Here is a 19,366-nt window from a genome sequence, read left to right as displayed (position 1 = left end):
AACCGCCCCAAGGACGCGTCGGGAGCCGCTGAGACACCCTCGCGTGGGGACCGAAGAGCCCCCTCCACACCTCGGCCGACGCGTGGAGCAGACTTGTTCTCCGTGACCGATCGCAGATCCGGCCGAGTCCGATGAAGGTTCTGCTCGTTCCACAGGGCGAGCAGGCCGTGCTGACGTACCTCGCCGACGACGGCTCGACGCTCAGTGATCCCATCGTGGTCGAGGATCCGGCCGCGGCCGTAGCCGAGATCGAGCGCGACGATCGACCGAGGTGGGTGTGGGAAGACACGAGCCGGATCTACCCTCGACTGCTCGACGGAGGGATACGCGTACGCCGCTGTCACGATCTCGCACTGGTCGGTGCCATTCTGTCGATGCGGGCCGGCTCGGCGACCGTCCCGTCGGCTCCTGCCGACCTGCGACCGGGCCTGTTCGACGCGAACCCGAACTCCGATCCCGTGGCGGTACTCACCGAGTATCGGCGTCAGCTACGCGACATCGGTGACGATCGCGCACTGCACCTGCTGGCAGCGGCCGAGTCGGCCGGAGGACTGGCTGCAGCGGAGATGACCTTCGACGGGTTGCCGTTCTCGGCGTCGGCGCATCGCCGTCATCTCGAGACGATGCTCGGTACCCGGCCGCTCGATGGATCCACTCCCCCGGCCCTCGTGGAACTCGAGAACCAGATCTCGTCGGTATTCGGCCGACGCGTCAATCCCGCCTCGCCCGCGGAGTTGGTGGCCGCGTTCGCGCGCGTCGGTATCGAACTGACATCGACTCGCGCGCACGTCATCCGCGACATCGACCACCCGGCGGTTCCGCTGCTGCTGCGCCACCGTGATCTCTCGAAGCTGCATGCCGCGAACGGGTGGGCGTGGCTCGACGCATGGGTTCGCGACGACAGATTCCGGCCGGTCTACGTTCCCGGCGCTGTGGTGTCGGGTCGGTGGGCCAGTCGCGGTGGGGGCGGCCTTCAAATTCCGAAACCCCTGCGCGCCAGCGTGATAGCCGATCCCGGCTATACCTTCGTGGCTGCCGATGCCGGCCAGCTCGAACCACGCATCCTCGCTGCGATGTCCGGCGATCCGCGCATGGTCGCCGCGGCAGGCACCGCAGATCTGTACGCACCGGTGGCGGCAGAATCGTTCGACGGCGATCGCGGCCACGCGAAGGTCGCCGTTCTCGGGGTGCTGTACGGCGCGACCTCGGGTGAGGCGCGCGCTCTGCTGACGCGACTACGGGCCAAGTTCCCCGGTGCCGTCGCACTGGTGGAGGAGGCCGCCCGCGCCGGAGAACGTGGCGAGGTCGTTCGTTCGTGGCTGGGACGGGCCTGCCCACCGCCCTCGGCGCAGTGGTGGTCCGCCGGTGACGCCCATGCCCGTGGCCGGTTCACTCGCAATTTCGTCGTGCAGGCCACCGCCGCCGAGTGGGCGCTGTGCTTGCTGGCCGATCTGCGTGGTCGGTTGGCCGGCAGCGGAGCCCGCAGGAGCGACCGGAATTCCGGGACCGACAGCGAACTGGTGTTCTTTCAGCACGACGAGGTGGTGGTGCATTGTCCAGTCGCCGAGTCGGATCGTGCCGCCGAAGCGATTGCCGGGTCGGCATTGTCGGCAACCCGGCTGATGTTCGGCGACACGGCGGTCCGGTTTCCGATGGAGACGAGAATCGACCGCTTCTACGGTGCCTCGGCTGCCGGTTCGGAGCCGGATTCGGACTGAGCACGCGGCGGGTCCACGAACGTCACGTCGATGTCCTCGAACGGCTTGTTGCGTTGCGCTTCGGCCTGTCCGGTGTAGGTGAGCTTGTCGCCCTCGGTCAGTTCGACGTCGTCGGTGAACGGGCCGAGCAGGGCTCGGGGAAACAGCCGATCGACGCGAACCACGTTGATCTCGATGCACATCACGATCGACACCGACGTCACGTACAGAAACGCCAGCAGTCCCAGTACGACAGCGAACACACCGTTGGTCACGGTCGCGTTGCTGACGACGTACTTCACGTACACACTGCCGAACGTCTGCAGCAGCTGCCAGATCAGACCGGCCACGATGGCCCCGGGAAGGACCTGTGGGATCGACACCGATCTCGCTGTGGCGAGCCTGAACGCGACGACGAACACGCCGACGTAGAAGAACGTGCCGACCACGAATACCACCAGGCCGGATTCCGGACCGAAATATCCTGCGGCACTGAGCACATTGAGTGCTGTGATGGCCAGCACGGCCAGACCGACCGTGCTCAGCAGACCCAGGCCGCGCACCCGGGCGCGGATGGGATCGGGCCGTAGGTTCTTCGGCACCGTCCACGCGGTGTTCATCGCGTTCTGGAGCGCCACCGCCACCCCGAGTCCGCCGTACAGTGAGCCGAGGACACCCACCACCAGACCGACGGTGCCTCCACCGATGCGTTCGGGCCGGCCCAGTTCGTCTCCGATCACCGGGATCTGACCGAGCGCCGAGTTCAGGATCTGTTGCTGCAGTTCCGGACTACCGGCCAACACGATGCCCAGAACCGTCGAGAACAGCAACAGTGCGGGAAACAGCGAGACGAAGGCGTAGTAGGTGATCAGGGCAGCGAGGTAGCCACCCTGATCGTCGACGAACTTGTACACCACCGCAATGGGATATCCGAGAACCGGCCGCCTGCGCTGGAGTCGATCCAGTCGATCGGACACACTCATTCGAGGCTCTCCCCGAGGACCGGGGTGCGCCGGCGGCCGTGCGCCCTCACGCCACCTGGGCGCGTGCCGCAGCCAGGCGCGCCAAGGTCTTCTCGCGCCCGAGCAATTCCATGGACTCGTACAGCGGCGGGCTGATGTGCGACCCGGTCACTCCCACCCGTATCGGGGCGAAAGCCTTGCGCGGCTTGAGCTCCAGCTTCTCGATCAACACGTCCTTGAGAGTCGCCTCCAGGTCGGCCGTGGTCCAGCTCTGCAACGCCGTCAGTGCCTCGACAGTGGCGTCGAGAACGGGTGCGGCATCGGCACCGAGATTCTTGGCCGCGGCTGCGGGGTCGATCTCGAAGTCCGCCTCGTCGACGAACAGGAACTTCAACAGTCCCCATGCGTCCGACAGGACGACGATGCGGGTCTGCACCAGATCGGCGGCAACAGCGAAGATCTTCTCGTCGATCGGTTCGACCAGATGTCCTTGGGCAACCAGGAATTCGCGCAATCGCGCCGCGAAATCGTCCGCTGCCAGCAACCTGATGTGCTCGGCGTTGATCGCGTCGGCCTTCTTCTGATCGAAGCGGGCCGGATTGGAATTGACGGACGAGATCTCGAACGCGGCCACCATCTCGTCGAGCGAGAAGACGTCGTGATCGTCCGAGATACCCCATCCGAGAAGAGCGAGGTAGTTCAGCAATCCCTCCGGAACGAACCCACGATCGCGGTGGATGAACAGGTTGGACTCGGGATCACGCTTGGACAACTTCTTGTTGCCCTGGCCCATGACGAACGGCAGGTGCCCGAACTCGGGGGTGCGTTCTGCAACACCGATCCGGATCAATGCCTCGTAGAGAGCGAGCTGACGCGGCGTCGAGGACAACAGGTCCTCGCCGCGCAGGACGTGCGTGATCTTCATCAGTGCGTCGTCGACCGGATTGACCAACGTGTACAGCGGAACTCCGTTGCCGCGGGTCAAGGCGAAGTCGGGTACGGTCCCCGCCTTGAACGTGGTCTCCCCGCGCACGAGGTCGTTCCACGTCAGATCGTGATCGGGCATCCGCAGTCGTACGACGGCCCCGCGCCCCTCGTCGAGAAAGCCCTGGCGCTGCTCCGGCGTCAGGTCGCGGTCGAAGTTGTCGTACCCGAGTTTGGGGTCGCGTCCGGCTGCCTTGTGACGGGCTTCCACTTCCTCCGGCGTCGAGAAGGACTCGTAGGCCTCCCCTGCGTCGAGCAACTGCTGTACGACGGCAAGGTGCTGGTCGCGGCGCAGCGACTGACGGTACGGCTCGTACGGGCCGCCCACTTCGGGGCCCTCGTCCCATTCGAGGCCCAGCCAGCGCAACGCGTCGAGCAGGGCGGCGTAGGACTCCTTGGAGTCACGTGCGGCGTCGGTGTCCTCGATGCGAAAGACGAAGGTGCCGCCGTGATGCCTGGCGAACGCCCAGTTGAACAGTGCGGTTCGGACCAGGCCGACGTGCGGGGTACCGGTGGGCGACGGGCAGAACCGAACGCGGACATCTGTTGGTGTGGTCATGCTCGCCCTACTTCTTCGCTGCGACGGGGTTGGTCAGGGTACCGATTCCCTCGACGGTGATCGACACGCTGTCTCCGTCGGTGATGGGTCCGACTCCCTCGGGGGTTCCGGTCAGAATGACGTCTCCGGGGAGCAGCGTCATCACTGCGGACACCCACTCGATGATCTTCGGAATGTCGTGCAGCAGAAGCGAAGTGCGACTCCGCTGCTTGACCACGCCGTCGACCTCGGTCTTGATCTCGAGATCGGTCGGGTCGAGTGAGGTCTCGATCCACGGCCCCAGTGGGCAGAAGGTGTCGTGTCCCTTGGCGCGAGTCCACTGTCCGTCGTGCTTCTGATGGTCGCGGGCCGAGACGTCGTTGGCGACGGTGTACCCGAGCACCACCTCGTACGCCTTCGAGGCGGGGACGTCCTTGCACGGACGGCCGATGACGATCGCCAGTTCGCCCTCGAAGTGCACCTCGCTCGAGGACGGTGGCAGCACGATGGCCGCACCGGGGCCGACGATGGAGGTGTTCGGCTTGATGAAGATCACGGGATCCTTCGGTGCCTCACCGCCCATCTCGGCCGCGTGCGCGGCGTAGTTCTTACCGATGGCGATGACCTTGCTGGCGAGGATGGGCGCGAGCAGTCGCACATCGGCCAGTGGCCACGACCGACCCGTGAACGTGGGTGTGCCGAAGGGATGTTCGGCGATTTCCTTCGCAGTCTGCGAGTCGCCCTCACCTTCGATACTCACGAATGCCACACCATCAGGACTTGCAATTCGACCGAGACGCATGTCGGAAGTCTATCGACATGTGTGGTGTGCACTCCGCCACCGTCCGTTCAGCGCAATTCGGGCCGGTGTAGGGTCGATCTCCGGTACCACATTGCAAGAACATACGTCCATATATTGAGATGGAGAACTGATGGACGCCACCGCGCAGCTGTCCGACATCGGCGAGTTCAGGCGATGGTTCATGCTTGCCCTCGGCATGCTCGCGCAGACCGCAGGCGCGGTGTTCATCAACGGCGCAGCGTTTCTCATTCCCGCCTTGCACGACGACCGCGGCCTGAGCCTGCCCGCCGCCGGACTCATCGTCGCCATGCCCACCGTGGGCATCATGTTCACCCTGATCGCCTGGGGTGTGTTGGTCGATCGAATCGGCGAAAGACTGGTACTCGCAGTCGGGCTCGGTCTGACGGCGCTCGCCGCCGTAGCCGCCGTGTTCACCTCCTCCATTCCCCTGCTGGCAATCCTGCTGCTGCTGGGCGGTATGGCCGCGGCGAGTGCGAACAGCGCCAGCGGACGCGTGGTGGTCGGCTGGTTCCCACCGCAGCGTCGTGGATTGGCCATGGGAATCAGGCAGATGTCGGTCCCTCTCGGCGTTGCCATCGCGGCCCTGACCATCCCACCCATCGCCCGGGACCACGGCGTCGGTGGAGCATTGCTCGTACCCGCCGCCGTGTGCGCAATTGCCGCACTGATGTGTCTCGCGGTGGTCGACCCCCCGCGTCCGAATCGTATCGATGCCGCGGAGCAGGGTCTGCTCGACAATCCGTACCGAGGCAGCAGGCAGCTGTGGCGCATTCACGCCACCTCGATCCTGTTGGTGGTGCCGCAGTACGTGGTCTGGACGTATGCGCTCGTATGGCTGATGACCGACCGAGGATGGACGGCTGCGGCGGCGGGAGTCCTCGTCACGGCGACGCAGATTCTCGGTGCACTGGGCCGGATGAGCGTCGGTGCGTTGTCCGATCGGGTCGGCAGCCGCATGCGGCCCCTCCGGTGGGTCGCGGTGACTGCCGCCGTCAGCATGATCGGACTCGGGGTGGCCGACTGGTTCGACTCCCCTGTCGCGATCGTCATGCTCGTCGTCGCGTCGGTCGCCACCGTTGCCCCGAACGGTCTTGCCTTCACCGCTGTTGCCGAGATATCAGGACCGTATTGGAGCGGCCGCGCCCTCGGCGTGCAGAACACGAGTCAGTACGTGTTCGCGTCGGCCGTGCCGCCGGTGTTCGGGGCACTTGCGGCGGTCAGCTTTCCCATCGCATTCCTGGTGTCGGCGATCTTCCCCGCACTCTCCGTGCCGATCGTCCCCGACGATCCACGTCCAGACGATCCACGTCCCGAGGTTCCCGACGAGAAGGCCGACAGCACCGGCTGATCCAGCACGGCTGCGGTGCCCGAGAAACACGGAATGCCACGGTGGCCGGTCGGCCTACCGTGGCATTTCGTGTCGGTCCAGTTACAGGCGAGCGGCGATTCGTGCGCCGATGTCCTTCGTGGACGCTGTGGTGGTTCCTCGCTCGGCGAGGTCCGCTGCGACAGCGGCTTCCACACGCGCCGCTCCTTCCGCGTCGCCGAGATGATCGAGTAGCAGCGACACCGACAGGATGGCAGCGGTCGGATCGGCCTTCTGCTGCCCTGCGATGTCGGGCGCACTGCCGTGCACCGGCTCGAACATGCTCGGATTGGTACCGGTCGCATCGATGTTTCCGCTTGCGGCCAAACCGATTCCGCCGGTCACCGCCGCCGAGAGGTCGGTCACGATGTCACCGAACAGATTGTCGGTGACGATGACGTCGAACCGGCCCGGATCGGTCACGAGGTGAATCATCGCGGCATCGATGTGCTGGTATGCGACCTCGACGTCCGGGAACTCCGCCGCGACCTCGTCCACCGTGCGGGCCCAGAGGCTGCCTGCGAACGTGAGCACATTGGTCTTGTGCAGCAGCGTCAGATGCTTGCGTCGAGTCAGAGCACGCTCGAAACCGTTGCGCACCACCCGTTCGACGCCGTAGCGGGTGTTGACACTGACCTCGGTGGCCACCTCGTGCGGTGTGCCGACGCGAAGTGCTCCACCGTTTCCGGTGTACGGACCCTCGGTGCCCTCACGCACGACCACGACGTCGATCTGCTTGTCACCGGCCAGCGGGCCGACCACTCCGGGGTACAGCTTGGCCGGGCGCAGATTGATGTGGTGATCGAGCTCGAACCGAGCTCGCAACAGCAGTCCACGCTCGAGCACGCCGCTCGGTACCGACGGATCTCCGATGGCTCCCAACAGAATTGCGTCGTGCTCACGCAGTTCCGCCAACACCGAGTCCGGCAGCAGTTCTCCGGTGGCGTTGTAGCGACGCGCACCGAGGTCGTACTCGGTCTTCTCGGCCCCGGGTGCAACCACATCGAGCACGGCGAGCGCCTCGGTGACGACCTCGGGTCCGATTCCGTCCCCGGCGATGACGGCCAGCTTCATCTCACTCCTCGTGATTGTTCGACGTCGTTCGATCGACTGCGAGCGATGCTCAGGACAGATCGACCAGCTCGATGGTGGACGCGCCGACCGCGGTGGCGATGCTTGCGCTCAACTCGGCCGGAACGTCCTTGTCGACGCGCAGCAGAATCGTTGCACCGTCGCCCTCGGAGTCCTGGCTCAGTGCGGCGGCCTGGATGTCGATGCCGGCGTCGCCGAGCAGGGTGCCGATCCGGCCGAGGCTGCCGGGCTGATCCGCGTAGTTGACGATGAGGTTCTTGCCCTCGGCACGAAGGTCGAAGTTACGACCGTTGATGTTGACGATCTTCTCCACCTGCGTGGTGCCGGTCAGAGTGCCCGCGACGTTGAGCACCGAGCCGTCGCCGTAGACGGCGCGGATGTCGACGACACTGCGGTGGTTCTCGCTCTCGGACGCGGTCGTGACCTCGGCGGTCACGCCACGCTCCTCGGCGAGCGACGGGGCGTTGACGAACGTGACCGAGTCCTCGATGACGGCGGAGAACAGTCCGCGCAGCGCCGAGAGCTTGAGGATCTCGACGTCCTCGGTGGCGAGTTCGCCGCGTACGTCGACCGACAGCGACGTGGGAAGTTCGGTGGACAGAGCGCCGAGCAGTACACCCTGCTTACGCACGATCTCGAGCCACGGGGAGACCTCCTCGCCCACGGCACCACCCTTGACGTTGACGGCGTCGGGCACGAATTCACCTGCGAGAGCGAGCAGTACCGACTTGGCCACGTCGGTGCCCGCGCGGTCCTGGGCTTCGGTCGTCGACGCGCCGAGGTGCGGGGTGACGACGACCTGGGGCAGCTCGAACAGGGGGCTGTCGGTGCACGGCTCGGAGGCGTAGACGTCGATTCCGGCGGCGAAGACGTGGCCACTGGTGATGGCGTCGGCCAGGGCCTGCTCGTCGACCAGTCCACCGCGAGCGGCGTTGACGACGATGACACCGGGCTTGGTCTTGGCCAGGGCTTCCTTGCCGATGATTCCCTTGGTCTCGGGGGTCTTCGGCAGGTGAACCGAGAACATGTCGGCGCGCTCGAGCAGCTCGTCCAGGCTCACCAGTTCGATGCCGAGCTGGGCGGCACGCGCGGCCGAGACGTAGGGGTCGTAGGCGATGATGTGGGTCTCGAATGCGGCGAGACGCTGTGCGAACAGCTGACCGATGCGGCCGAGTCCGACGACGCCGACGGTCTTGCCGAAGATCTCGACACCGTTGAACTTGCTGCGCTTCCACTCGTGCTGACGCAGAGTGGCGTCGGCAGCGGGAATCTGGCGAGCGGCCGACAGCAGCAGCGTCACGGCATGCTCGGCGGCGGTGTGGATGTTGGAGGTCGGGGCGTTGACGACGAGGACACCGCGCTCGGTGGCTGCGGGAACGTCGACGTTGTCCAGGCCGACACCGGCGCGGGCGACGATCTTGAGCTTGGTTCCGGCGGCGAGAACCTCTGCGTCGACCGTGGTCGCGGAGCGCACCAGGATCGCGTCGGCCTCGGGAACCGCGGCGAGCAGCGCGGGGCGATCCGGGCCGTCGACCCAACGGACCTCGACGCCGTCGCCCAATGCCTCGACGGTGGACGGCGCAAGTTTGTCGGCGATCAGAACGACAGGACGGCCTGGCTGGCTCACGTGAAAAACTCCCTAGGTCGGTACGAGACTGTTGTCGGTGAAATTCGGAGCTGGTGCAGCAGAAACAGTTTAGAGGCCGGAGTCGCCGAACTGTGACGCCACCTGGTGCACGCACCGAAGGGCACCCCTACCGATGCAGGGGTGCCCTTCGATCAGCATGCGTGAGAACGTGATTCGATGAGAATCAGGCAGTCTCGGTGATCGGGCGATCGACCCAGCTCATCAGGTCGCGCAGCTTCTTGCCGGTGACCTCGATGGGGTGCTCGGCGTTGGCCTTGCGCAGGCCTTCGAGCTCGGTGTTGCCGTTCTCGACGTTGGCGACCAGGCGACGGGTGAACTCACCCGACTGGATGTCGGCCAGGATGGCCTTCATGCGCTCCTTGGTGCCTGCGTCGATGACGCGCGGTCCCGAGAGGTAGCCGCCGAACTCCGCGGTGTCGGACACCGAGTAGTTCATGCGAGCGATGCCGCCCTCGTACATGAGGTCGACGATGAGCTTGAGCTCGTGCAGAACCTCGAAGTACGCCATCTCGGGCGCGTAGCCGGCCTCGACCATGACCTCGAAGCCCGTCTTGACGAGCTCTTCGGTGCCACCGCACAGCACGGCCTGCTCGCCGAAGAGGTCGGTCTCGGTCTCTTCCTTGAACGTGGTCTTGATGACGCCTGCACGCGTTCCACCGATGCCCTTGGCCCAGGACAGAGCCAGTGCCTGACCTTCGCCCTTGGGGTCCTGGTCGATGGCGATGAGCGCGGGAACACCCTTGCCGTCGACGAACTGGCGACGCACGAGGTGGCCGGGGCCCTTGGGTGCGACCATGCCGACGGTGACGAACTCCGGAGCCTTGATCAGGTCGAAGTGGATGTTGAGGCCGTGGCCGAAGAACAGCGCGTCGCCGTCCTTCAGGTTGGGCTCGATCTCCTCGGAGAAGATCTTGGCCTGCGCGGTATCGGGTGCGAGCACCATGATCACGTCGGCCCATTCGGACACCTCGGCGGGAGTGCCGACCTTCAGGCCCTGCTCCTCCGCCTTGGCGCGGGACTTCGAGCCCGCTGCCAGGCCGATGCGCACATCGACACCGGAGTCGCGCAGGCTCAGCGAGTGCGCGTGGCCCTGGCTTCCGTAACCGATCACAGCGACCTTGCGGCCCTGGATGATCGACAGATCAGCATCGTCGTCGTAGAACATCTCGACTGCCACTGTTTGTAACCTTTCCTCTTCGATTTCGCTGAAAATCACGTCCGTCGCTCAGCGCGACGCTGTGATCGATTTCGGTCCACGTCCGACGGCAACGACTCCCGACTGAACTATTTCTCGAATTCCATAGGGGTCCAACATCTTCAGCAACGCATCGAGCTTCGAGCGGGTGCCCGTCGCCTCGACCGTCACGGCCTCGGGAGACACGTCGATCACCTTGGCGCGGAACAGGTTCACCGTTTCGATGACCTCACTGCGCACACTGGCGTCGGCGCGGACCTTGATCAGCACCAACTCGCGAGCCACCGAGGAATCGTCGTCCTGCTCGACGATCTTGATGACGTTGATGAGCTTGTTGAGCTGCTTGGTCACCTGCTCGAGCGGGAACTCGTCGACGGTCACCACGATCGTCATCCGCGAGATCTCGGGAATCTCGGTGCCGCCGACGGCAAGCGAGGAGATGTTGAATCCACGGCGCGAGAACAGCGCGGCGACGCGGGCCAGCACACCTGGCTTGTCCTCGACGAGGACGCTGAGGGTATGGCTCGTGCTCACTTGTCGGTGCCTTTCACGTCGTCGATCTGCGGGTGCGGGGCCTGCTCGCGCTCCATGGCCTCGTCGAGGCCGGGCTCACTGCCCACGGTCTCGTCCTCGTCGAACAGCGGACGGATTCCGCGGGCGGCCATGATCTCGTCGTTGCCGGTTCCGGCAGCGACCATCGGCCACACCTGCGCGTCGGCTCCGACGATGAAATCGATGACGACCGGACGATCGTTGATCGCTCGTGCCTGCGCGATCACCGCATCGACGTCCTCTTCCCGCTCGCACCGCAGCCCGACGCAACCCAGCGCCTCCGCGAGCTTCACGAAATCGGGGATGCGGACGGCACCGTGCGTACCGAGATTGGTGTTGGAGTAACGCTCCTCGTAGAACAGTGTCTGCCACTGGCGGACCATGCCGAGGTTGCCGTTGTTGATGAGTGCAACCTTGATCGGGATGCCCTCGACCGCACAGGTCGCGAGTTCCTGGTTGGTCATCTGGAAGCATCCGTCACCGTCGATGGCCCACACCTCGGCGTCGGGGAGGCCCCTCTTGGCACCCATTGCGGCCGGGACCGCGTACCCCATCGTGCCGAGGCCACCCGAGTTGAGCCACGTACGCGGCTTCTCGTAGCTGATGAACTGTGCGGCCCACATCTGGTGCTGACCGACGCCTGCGCAGTAGATCGCGTCGGGTCCGGCGAACTTGCCGACCGAGCTGATGACGAACTCCGGTGACATCGATCCGTCGGACGGCCGGTCGTAGCTCAGCGGGTAGGTCTTGCGGATGCCGTTCAGGTAGACCCACCACTGCTCGAGATCGAGCGTGGTTCCGGTCGCGCGGTCGGCCCGCAGCGCCTCGATGAGCTCGGTGATGACCTCACGGCAGTCGCCCACGATCGGCACGTCCGCGTAGCGGTTCTTGCCGATCTCGGCCGGGTCGATGTCGGCGTGGATGACCTTGGCGTTCGGCGCGAACGACGAGAGCTGACCGGTGACGCGGTCGTCGAACCGGGCTCCGAGCGTGATCAGCAGGTCGCTGCGCTGCAGCGCGGCGACTGCGGCGACGGTGCCGTGCATACCCGGCATTCCGAGGTTCTGATTGTGCGAGTCGGGAAACACACCGCGAGCCATCAGAGTGGTGACGACGGGGATTCCGGTCAGTTCGGCGAGCTCGAGCAGCTCTGCCGAGGCGTTGGCCTTGATGACGCCGCCGCCGACGTACAGCACCGGCTGCTTGGCGTCGGCGATGTAGCGGGCTGCTTCACGAACCTGCTTGCCGTGCGGCTTGGTCACCGGCCGGTAGCCCGGCAGACGCATCTCCGGCGGCCACGAGAACGTGGTCGGTGCCTGCAGCACATCCTTGGGGATGTCGACGAGCACGGCACCGGGTCGACCGGAGGACGCGATGTAGAACGCCTCGGCCATGATGCGCGGGATGTCGGCACCGTCGGTGATGAGGAAGTTGTGCTTGGTGACCGGCATCGTGATACCCGAGATGTCGGCTTCCTGGAAGCCGTCCGTCCCGATCAGGCTGCGGGCGACCTGACCGGTGATCGCGACGACGGGAACCGAATCCATCTGAGCGTCGGCGAGCGGAGTCACGAGGTTGGTCGCGCCCGGACCGGACGTTGCCATGCAGACGCCGACCTTGCCGGTCGCCTGGGCGTAGCCGGTCGCGGCGTGGCCCGCACCCTGCTCGTGGCGCACCAGAATGTGGCGCACCTTCACGGAGTCGAAGAGCGGGTCGTAGACCGGGAGAACCGCGCCTCCGGGAATGCCGAATACGGTGTCGACGTCGAGTTCTTCGAGGGCCCGAACGACCGACTGTGCGCCGGTGACCTTCTCCGGCGCGACGTGGCGTCGCGATCCGTTGGTCGCCGCTTCTGCGGACGGGCTGGTCGACGGGCTGGACGCTGTCCCCGACTTACGGGTCGTGGGCCCTGGGCGTGCGGTTGGTGCGCTCACTGATTGCTTCCTCAGGAATGTGAAATTGCTGGGCGATCTCTGGGCAAGAAAAAACCCCCGTCAGCGTGAGCTGTACGAGGGTGGCGCGTCGATGCGAGTTTGAACAACCGGCTCAGGCGTTGACGCGCCGGCCGATTACGAGTATCCAATTCCGCTTCACGCGCTCGACGGTAGGCGCGCGCACAGGGAAGAGTCAAACTCGTCACGACGCAATCCCATTATGTGAGATCGCGTAGATGCAATGCGAAGATGAATGGGTGTCGTCTTCGCAGCAGTCCGAACCACCTCGGCCATCATCCCACACCGCACCCGAGTCACCGAACGGTGCCGAGGGACCGCAACCATCGAGAACGCAGGTCATCCGAGTCCCGCGCCTCGCGCTCCTCGGCGTGGGACTGCTGCTGTTCGGCACGGGACTGACCGCCGCCAGCTGGCCCGTGGCCATGGGATGGCTGCTGATCCTGCCGATCGTCGCGGGCATCTGGGTGTTTCGAGTGCGCACGGTCATCTCCCCGGAGGCGATCACGGCTCGACGGTTCGTGGGTTCGGACGTGATCGCGTGGGAATCGGTGGCGGGTCTGCACTTCCCGGATCGCCGCTGGGCGCGGGTGGTTCTGACCGACAAGAGCGAGAAGTCGTTGCCGCTCGTGCGTTTCGATCTACTCCCCCAACTCGCTGCGGCCAGCGGGGGCCGCATCACCGATCCCTACGCAGCGGCCGCGGCCGCTGCCGAGGATCGAGACCGTGCGGAGGCCGAGAACGCCGAGGAAGACGGCGAGCAGGCACCGAAGGAGCAGTAGCGGGCGGCGAGTAATCTCGTCGATGCGAGAAACCGCTGCAACGAACGAGGACTACGCACTATGCCGCCGCTACGCTCACGGGTCACCACTGTCGGACGCAATGCCGCGGGCGCACGCTCGCTGTGGCGCGCCACCGGAATGACCGATTCGGATTTCGGAAAACCCATCGTCGCCATCGCGAACTCGTACACCCAGTTCGTCCCCGGCCACGTGCATCTGAAGAACGTCGGCGAGATCGTCGCCGACGCCGTACGAGCGGCAGGCGGCGTCCCCCGGGAGTTCCACACCATCGCCGTCGACGACGGGATCGCCATGGGCCACGGCGGGATGTTGTATTCGCTGCCCAGCCGCGAGATCATCGCCGACTCCGTCGAGTACATGGCCAACGCCCACACCGCCGACGCTCTCGTCTGCATATCCAACTGCGACAAGATCACCCCCGGCATGCTCAATGCAGCGATGCGCCTGAACATCCCGGCCGTCTTCGTCTCCGGTGGACCGATGGAGGCAGGCAAGGCCGTCATCGTCGACGGCGTCGCGCAGGCACCGACCGACCTGATCACCGCGATCTCCGCCAGCGCCAACGACGCCGTGTCCGAGGCCGGCCTCGACGAGGTCGAGCGCAGCGCGTGCCCCACGTGCGGGTCGTGCTCGGGCATGTTCACGGCGAACTCGATGAACTGCCTCACCGAGGCGCTCGGCCTGGCATTGCCCGGCAACGGCTCCACCCTCGCCACGCATCAGGCCCGCCGAGCGCTGTTCACGCGCGCCGGCACCACCATCGTCGAGGCAGCGCTGAAGTACTACCGCGACGAGGACGAATCCGTACTCCCGCGCAACATCGCCACTCCGGCCGCGTTCCGCAATGCCATGGCTCTCGACGTCGCGATGGGCGGATCGACCAATACGGTGCTGCACACCCTCGCAGCCGCACAGGAGGGCGAGGTCGACTTCGACCTCGACACCATCGACGCCATCAGCCGCAAGGTTCCGTGCCTGTCGAAGGTCTCTCCCAATTCCGACTACCACATGGAAGACGTGCACCGCGCCGGCGGAATCCCGGCGCTCCTCGGCGAACTGCGGCGCGCGAACCTGCTCGAAACCGATGTCTCGACCGTGCACACGAAGAGCTTCGACGACTGGCTCGACACCTGGGACATCCGCTCCGGCAAGGCATCCGCCGAGGCCGTCGAGTTGTTCCACGCCGCACCGGGCGGTGTCCGCACCGTCGAACCGTTTTCCACGGGCAACCGCTGGTCCTCGCTCGACACCGACGCCGCGGGCGGCTGCATCCGCGATCTCGAACACGCCTACACGGTCGAGGGTGGCCTGGTGGTACTCCGCGGCAACATCGCCGTCGACGGTGCGATCCTCAAGACCGCAGGCATCGACGAGGACCTGTTCTCCTTCCAGGGCCCGGCACTGGTCGTCGAGTCCCAGGAAGAAGCTGTCTCGGCCATCCTGCAGAAGAAGATTCGGCCCGGTGACGTGCTGGTCGTTCGCTACGAGGGGCCCAAGGGCGGTCCGGGCATGCAGGAGATGCTGCACCCGACGGCGTTTCTCAAGGGTGCCGGACTGGGCAAGGTCTGCGCACTGATCACCGACGGCCGATTCTCCGGCGGAACCTCGGGACTGTCCATCGGACACATCTCCCCCGAGGCCGCCGCCGGCGGTGTGATCGGGCTGGTCGAGAACGGCGATCAGGTCCGGATCGACGTCGCCACCCGCACCCTCGAGATCCTCGTCGACGACGAGACCCTCGAGACGCGACGCGCGAAGATGAACGCGTCCGAGCGACCGTGGCAGCCGGTGGACCGTCAGCGCACGGTCACCACCGCTCTGCGCGCATACGCCGCGCTGGCGACATCAGCGGACAAGGGAGCCGTTCGCTACGTGCCCTGAGGGTGAAACGCGCGTGAGCGGAACTTCGTAGCAGGCTACGAAGTTCCGCTCACGTGGTCGGGTCGGTATCCGGGTCAGCGGACGACGGGGTTGGCCCCGTTGAGGAAGATCCAAATGCACACGCCTGCGGCGATGCCGACGACGAGCGCGAGGAACGAACCGATCCGCGGCCGAGTGGCCCATCCGCGTCGGCCGTCGAACGCGATCTTTCCCGGGCCCGTGAGGATGATCGCGGCAGCGGCGAAGCCGAGAACCGTCTCGTATTCGACGCCGCCGGTGCCGGAGAATTGCAATCCGGGCTCGACGGCCTGCTTGAAGCACCAGGCGTTGATGATCGTGGCCAGCACGGCCGCGCCTGCCAGTGGTGTTGCCAGACCCAGGATCAGCAGCGCTCCGCCGAGGGTTTCGCCCGCCGCGGCCGCGATCGCGAGGATTTCCGAGTAGCGGAATCCCGAGGTCTCCAGCAGGTTCTGAAATCCGTCGAGGCCGGGGCCGTCCCACAGTCCGACGAGCTTCTGCAGTCCGTGACCGAGAAACACCGCGCCGATCGTGACGCGCAGGACGAACAGGCCGAGGTCGGTGCTGCCGCGACGGGCAGGAACCTCGACGGTCTCGGTACGGATCTCGGGCTCCGGAGCGACGGCTGCCGCAGGCGCCGCGGCTGCGGTGGTACCGAGGTACGCAGTCGAGTTGTCGGAGTACGCACTCGACGACGTGGTGTCGGAGGCAGACTTGCGATCGGTCGGCGAATCGGCGAAGGCCGACGGTCGATAGGTCTGCATCTTCTCCGTGGGCTGCGCATCGGCCGAGCGTGCGTCGGACGACGACGAGTACGGAAAGTCGAGTTCGTCGTCGGTTCGCGGCAGTCGGTCCGAGCGCTGGGCACCGAACACGGTGGTCGGCGTACCCGAGGTATCGGCGCGGTCGGACGCCGACGTCTCGGAGGTGGAGCGCGAGGAGGGTGGAATCTTCTCCGTGGGATTGTCGTACGGACTTTCGGCCGGTTCGTACGACGTATCCGGCCGGTTGGGGTCGCGCGGTGTATCGGTCACCTCTCCACACTAGAGCCGAAGTGCGCTCCTCACCGACGTTGACGCTCACGGCCGCGTGGCGAGTCTCCCTCGACGTTCCGTACCGTTCGAAGCATGAAGCCGGTCGGAGCGTCGCCACGAACTGCAACCGCTGCCGTCGTCGCCCTGACGATGACCGCTGCCCTGCTCGCCGGGTGCGCCCGATTCGACGACTCGAATACGTCGCCGTTCACTCCTGCGCCGGAGGTGGGCGCGGCCGAGCTGGAGCCGACGACCCCCAGTGAGACGCCGCAGCCGTCCGATCCCAACGCGCCGCCCCCGCCGACCGGCCCGTGTGTCGACCCCGATCCCTCGGTGATCGCGACATGCCTGGACACCACGGGCGGACTCGTTGCGCTCCCCGACGGACAGTCGGCGCTGGTTGCCGAACGCCGCACGGGTCGCATCATGGAGGTCGCCGCCGGCCGGACGCCGGTCGAGGTGGCCCGAATCGATGTCGACGGCACCGGTGACGGCGGCCTTCTCGACATCGCGCTGTCTCCCACGTACAACGAGGACGGGTTGCTCTACGCCCTCATCACCACGTCCGCGGACACCAGGGTGGTCCGACTCGCTCAGGGCGATGTGCCCAAGGACATCCTGACCGGAATTCCCCGCGGCGCGTCGGGCAATCGCGGGGCGATCGACTTCTACACGCCGAACGAACTACTCGTCCTCACCGGCGACAACGGTGATCCAGCTGCTGCTGCGAGCCCGAACTCCTTGTCCGGCAAGTTGTTACGGGTGACCTCTTTGTCTCCGTCGACGAACCCCCCGCGGCCGCAGATCGCACTGAGCGGCATCGGTACGGCCGGCGACGTCTGCACCGACGGCACCGGAAACATTTTCGTCACCGACCGCACCGCGATCGAGGATCGCCTGCAGCGCATCGACTCGCTGGGCGCAGTGTTCAACCCTGTGTGGACGTGGCCGGACCGTCCGGGTGTTGCCGGATGCGCAGCGGGAGAAGGTGGAGTGGCGGTTGCACTCACAACGGCCAAAGCTGTTGCAGCTCTGACCACCGACGCGAACACCGGAGCTGTCTCGGCCGAACCGACACTGCTGATCCAGGACGAGTACGGCCAGTTGAACGGCGCGACGAGCTCGGCCGATGGACAGATTCTGGTGGGCACCGTCAACAAGAACGGTGCGGAGCCCGGACCCACCGACGACCGCGTCGTGAAAGTGCCGTTCCCCGGCGGCGGCGGAGGCGGCTTCGACTGAACGAGAAACGACCGAGGCCGAGCGCGTAGCGCGCTCGGCCTCGGTCGTTCTCCGTCGTGATCAGGGCTGGCCGCAGGCCTCGAGTACGAGTTCCTTGACGCGAGCGGCATCGGCTTGGCCGCGTGTCGCCTTCATCACCGCGCCGACGATGGCCCCGGCGGCCTGCACCTTGCCGCTGCGGATCTTCTCGACCACACCGGGATTCGCTGCGAGCGCCTCGTCCACGGCGGCCTGCAACTTGGTGTCGTCCTTCTCCAGTACGAGATTGCGCGCAGCCATGACCTCTGCAGGCTCACCCTCGCCCGCCAGCACACCGTCCACGACCTGACGGGCACCGTTGTTGTTGAGCTTGCCGTCCGCGACCAACGCCGCCACCTCGGCGACCTGAGCGGGGGTGATCGACAGATCGGTCAGTTCGACTCCGGCGATGTTGGCCTGCTGCGCCAGATACGACACCCACCACGACCGCGCCGCCTGCGCCGACGCACCCGCCTCGACCGTCGCGGCGACGAGCTCGAGCGCACCGGAGTTCACCAGATCGCGCATCTCCTCGTCGGAGACACCCCAGTCCTTCTGAATCCGACCGCGGCGCAACCACGGCAGCTCGGGCAACGTGGTCCGAAGCTCCTCGATCCACGCCGCGTCGGGAGCGACCGGCGCAAGATCGGGCTCGGGGAAGTAGCGGTAGTCCTCGGCGGTCTCCTTCTTGCGTCCGGCGGTGGTGGTGCCGTCCGACTCCTGGAAGTGCCGAGTCTCCTGCGTCACCTCTCCGCCCGATTCGAGAACCGCTGCCTGACGCCGCATCTCGTACCGAACGGCAACCTCGACGCTCTTGAGCGAGTTGACGTTCTTCGTCTCGGTGCGCGTGCCGAATTCGGTTGCCGTCTTCTCCATCAGGGACACGTTGGCATCGCAGCGCAGCGAGCCCTGATCCATCCGCACATCGGACACGTTCAGCGACTTCAACAGGTCACGCAGCGCGGTGACGTAGGCCCGGGCGACCTCGGGTGCACGCGCGCCGGTTCCCGTGATGGTCTTGGTCACGATCTCCACCAGCGGCACACCGGCACGGTTGTAATCGAGCAGCGAATGCGACGCCCCCTCGATGCGGCCGGTCGCCCCGCCGACGTGCGTCGACTTACCGGTGTCCTCCTCCATGTGCGCGCGCTCGATCTCGACTCGAAACGTACTGCCGTCGTCGAGCAGCACATCGAGGTAGCCCTCGGTCGCGATGGGCTCGTCGTACTGCGAGATCTGATAGTTCTTCGGCTGATCCGGATAGAAGTAGTTCTTGCGAGCGAACCGTCCCCACGGGGTGATCGAGCAATTGAGCGCCAGCCCGATGCGAATCGCCGACTCCACCGCAGCAGCGTTCACCACCGGAAGCGCACCGGGAAGGCTCAGGCACACCGGGCACACCTGAGTGTTCGGCTCGGCACCGAACTCGGTGGGGCAGCCGCAGAACATCTTGGTCGCCGTGCCCAACTCCACATGGACCTCCATGCCCAACACGGGGTCGAACTTGGCGAGCACATCGTCGTAATCGATCAAATCGACGGTTGCAGCAGTCATGGTCAGT

The 19,366-nt window shown here is 65.9% G+C and carries 15 protein-coding genes; 5 read left to right on the top strand and 10 right to left on the bottom strand.

Annotation, left to right across the window (positions count from 1 at the left end; translation table 11 throughout):
• Positions 1-131: 131 nt before the first annotated feature.
• Positions 132-1,718 carry a bifunctional 3'-5' exonuclease/DNA polymerase gene (locus tag CH302_RS05435; RefSeq protein WP_037189728.1) on the top strand — a complete coding sequence of 529 codons (1,587 nt, stop codon included), beginning with the start codon at positions 132-134 and terminating at the stop codon, positions 1,716-1,718.
• Here the strand turns inward: CH302_RS05435 and CH302_RS05430 are convergent.
• The 3 genes from CH302_RS05430 to CH302_RS05420 are packed head-to-tail and all read right to left on the bottom strand — an operon-like array spanning position 1,676 to position 4,983.
• Positions 1,676-2,680 carry a YihY/virulence factor BrkB family protein gene (locus CH302_RS05430; RefSeq protein WP_170946046.1) on the bottom strand — a complete coding sequence of 335 codons (1,005 nt, stop codon included), beginning with the start codon at positions 2,678-2,680 and terminating at the stop codon, positions 1,676-1,678. The two genes, CH302_RS05435 and CH302_RS05430, sit on opposite strands and share 43 nt — an antisense overlap.
• Positions 2,681-2,726: 46 nt before the next feature.
• Positions 2,727-4,202, bottom strand: coding sequence for a glutamate--tRNA ligase (gltX, locus tag CH302_RS05425; protein WP_037189729.1), 1,476 nt, complete (start codon positions 4,200-4,202; stop codon positions 2,727-2,729).
• Positions 4,203-4,209: 7 nt separating this feature from the next.
• Positions 4,210-4,983 (bottom strand): fumarylacetoacetate hydrolase family protein, encoded by a 774-nt coding sequence (locus tag CH302_RS05420; protein ID WP_037189730.1) that lies wholly within the window; start codon positions 4,981-4,983, stop codon positions 4,210-4,212.
• 130 nt (positions 4,984-5,113) lie between these two features.
• Here CH302_RS05420 and CH302_RS05415 point away from each other — a divergent pair, with 130 nt between their 5' ends.
• The gene (locus CH302_RS05415; protein WP_196250544.1) at positions 5,114-6,352 is read left to right on the top strand and encodes an MFS transporter; all 1,239 of its coding nucleotides are present in this window, start codon (positions 5,114-5,116) and stop codon (positions 6,350-6,352) included.
• A gap of 81 nt (positions 6,353-6,433) precedes the next feature.
• Here the strand turns inward: CH302_RS05415 and CH302_RS05410 are convergent, their stop codons facing one another.
• The 5 genes from CH302_RS05410 to CH302_RS05390 form a co-directional block, all read right to left on the bottom strand.
• Entirely contained in the window at positions 6,434-7,444 is a 1,011-nt protein-coding gene (locus CH302_RS05410; RefSeq protein ID WP_037189731.1) for a 3-isopropylmalate dehydrogenase, read from the bottom strand.
• Positions 7,445-7,493: 49 nt separating this feature from the next.
• A complete protein-coding gene (gene serA / locus CH302_RS05405; RefSeq protein WP_037189733.1) occupies positions 7,494-9,089 on the bottom strand; it encodes a phosphoglycerate dehydrogenase in 1,596 nt (531 codons plus the stop codon).
• 184 nt (positions 9,090-9,273) lie between these two features.
• Positions 9,274-10,275: a ketol-acid reductoisomerase gene (gene ilvC / locus CH302_RS05400; protein ID WP_170944858.1), complete on the bottom strand. Its 1,002-nt coding sequence runs from the start codon at positions 10,273-10,275 to the stop codon at positions 9,274-9,276.
• Between the two features lie 60 nt (positions 10,276-10,335).
• Positions 10,336-10,839, bottom strand: coding sequence for an acetolactate synthase small subunit (ilvN, locus tag CH302_RS05395; RefSeq protein ID WP_032397758.1), 504 nt, complete (start codon positions 10,837-10,839; stop codon positions 10,336-10,338).
• Positions 10,836-12,791, bottom strand: coding sequence for an acetolactate synthase large subunit (locus CH302_RS05390; protein WP_037189736.1), 1,956 nt, complete (start codon positions 12,789-12,791; stop codon positions 10,836-10,838). Before CH302_RS05390 ends, ilvN begins: the two co-directional genes overlap by 4 nt.
• Before the next feature lie 257 nt (positions 12,792-13,048).
• On the opposite strand from CH302_RS05390, the gene CH302_RS30415 reads away from it, so the two are divergent.
• Both CH302_RS30415 and ilvD read left to right on the top strand, forming a co-directional pair.
• Entirely contained in the window at positions 13,049-13,591 is a 543-nt protein-coding gene (locus CH302_RS30415; RefSeq protein ID WP_230596226.1) for a PH domain-containing protein, read from the top strand.
• Between the two features lie 60 nt (positions 13,592-13,651).
• On the top strand, positions 13,652-15,493 hold the full coding sequence (ilvD, locus tag CH302_RS05380; RefSeq protein ID WP_037189739.1) for a dihydroxy-acid dehydratase: 1,842 nt from the start codon (positions 13,652-13,654) through the stop codon (positions 15,491-15,493).
• Between the two features lie 74 nt (positions 15,494-15,567).
• On the opposite strand, the gene CH302_RS05375 is transcribed toward ilvD, so the two are convergent.
• Positions 15,568-16,545, bottom strand: a complete 978-nt coding sequence (locus tag CH302_RS05375) for a DoxX family protein (protein WP_037189742.1) — start codon at positions 16,543-16,545, stop codon at positions 15,568-15,570.
• A 93-nt stretch (positions 16,546-16,638) separates the two neighbouring features.
• Between CH302_RS05375 and CH302_RS05370 the strand changes: the two genes are divergently transcribed.
• Positions 16,639-17,787 carry a PQQ-dependent sugar dehydrogenase gene (locus CH302_RS05370; RefSeq protein ID WP_037189743.1) on the top strand — a complete coding sequence of 383 codons (1,149 nt, stop codon included), beginning with the start codon at positions 16,639-16,641 and terminating at the stop codon, positions 17,785-17,787.
• A gap of 60 nt (positions 17,788-17,847) precedes the next feature.
• Here the strand turns inward: CH302_RS05370 and gatB are convergent, their stop codons facing one another.
• A complete protein-coding gene (gene gatB / locus CH302_RS05365) occupies positions 17,848-19,359 on the bottom strand; it encodes an Asp-tRNA(Asn)/Glu-tRNA(Gln) amidotransferase subunit GatB (RefSeq protein WP_037189745.1) in 1,512 nt (503 codons plus the stop codon).
• Between the last annotated feature and the right edge of the window lie 7 nt (positions 19,360-19,366).

Source organism: Rhodococcus sp. 15-2388-1-1a (assembly GCF_002259145.1).
Classification (GTDB): domain Bacteria; phylum Actinomycetota; class Actinomycetes; order Mycobacteriales; family Mycobacteriaceae; genus Rhodococcoides.
The sequence above is the reverse complement of the archived record's forward strand: the minus strand, read 5'-3'. Positions and strand labels throughout refer to the sequence as shown.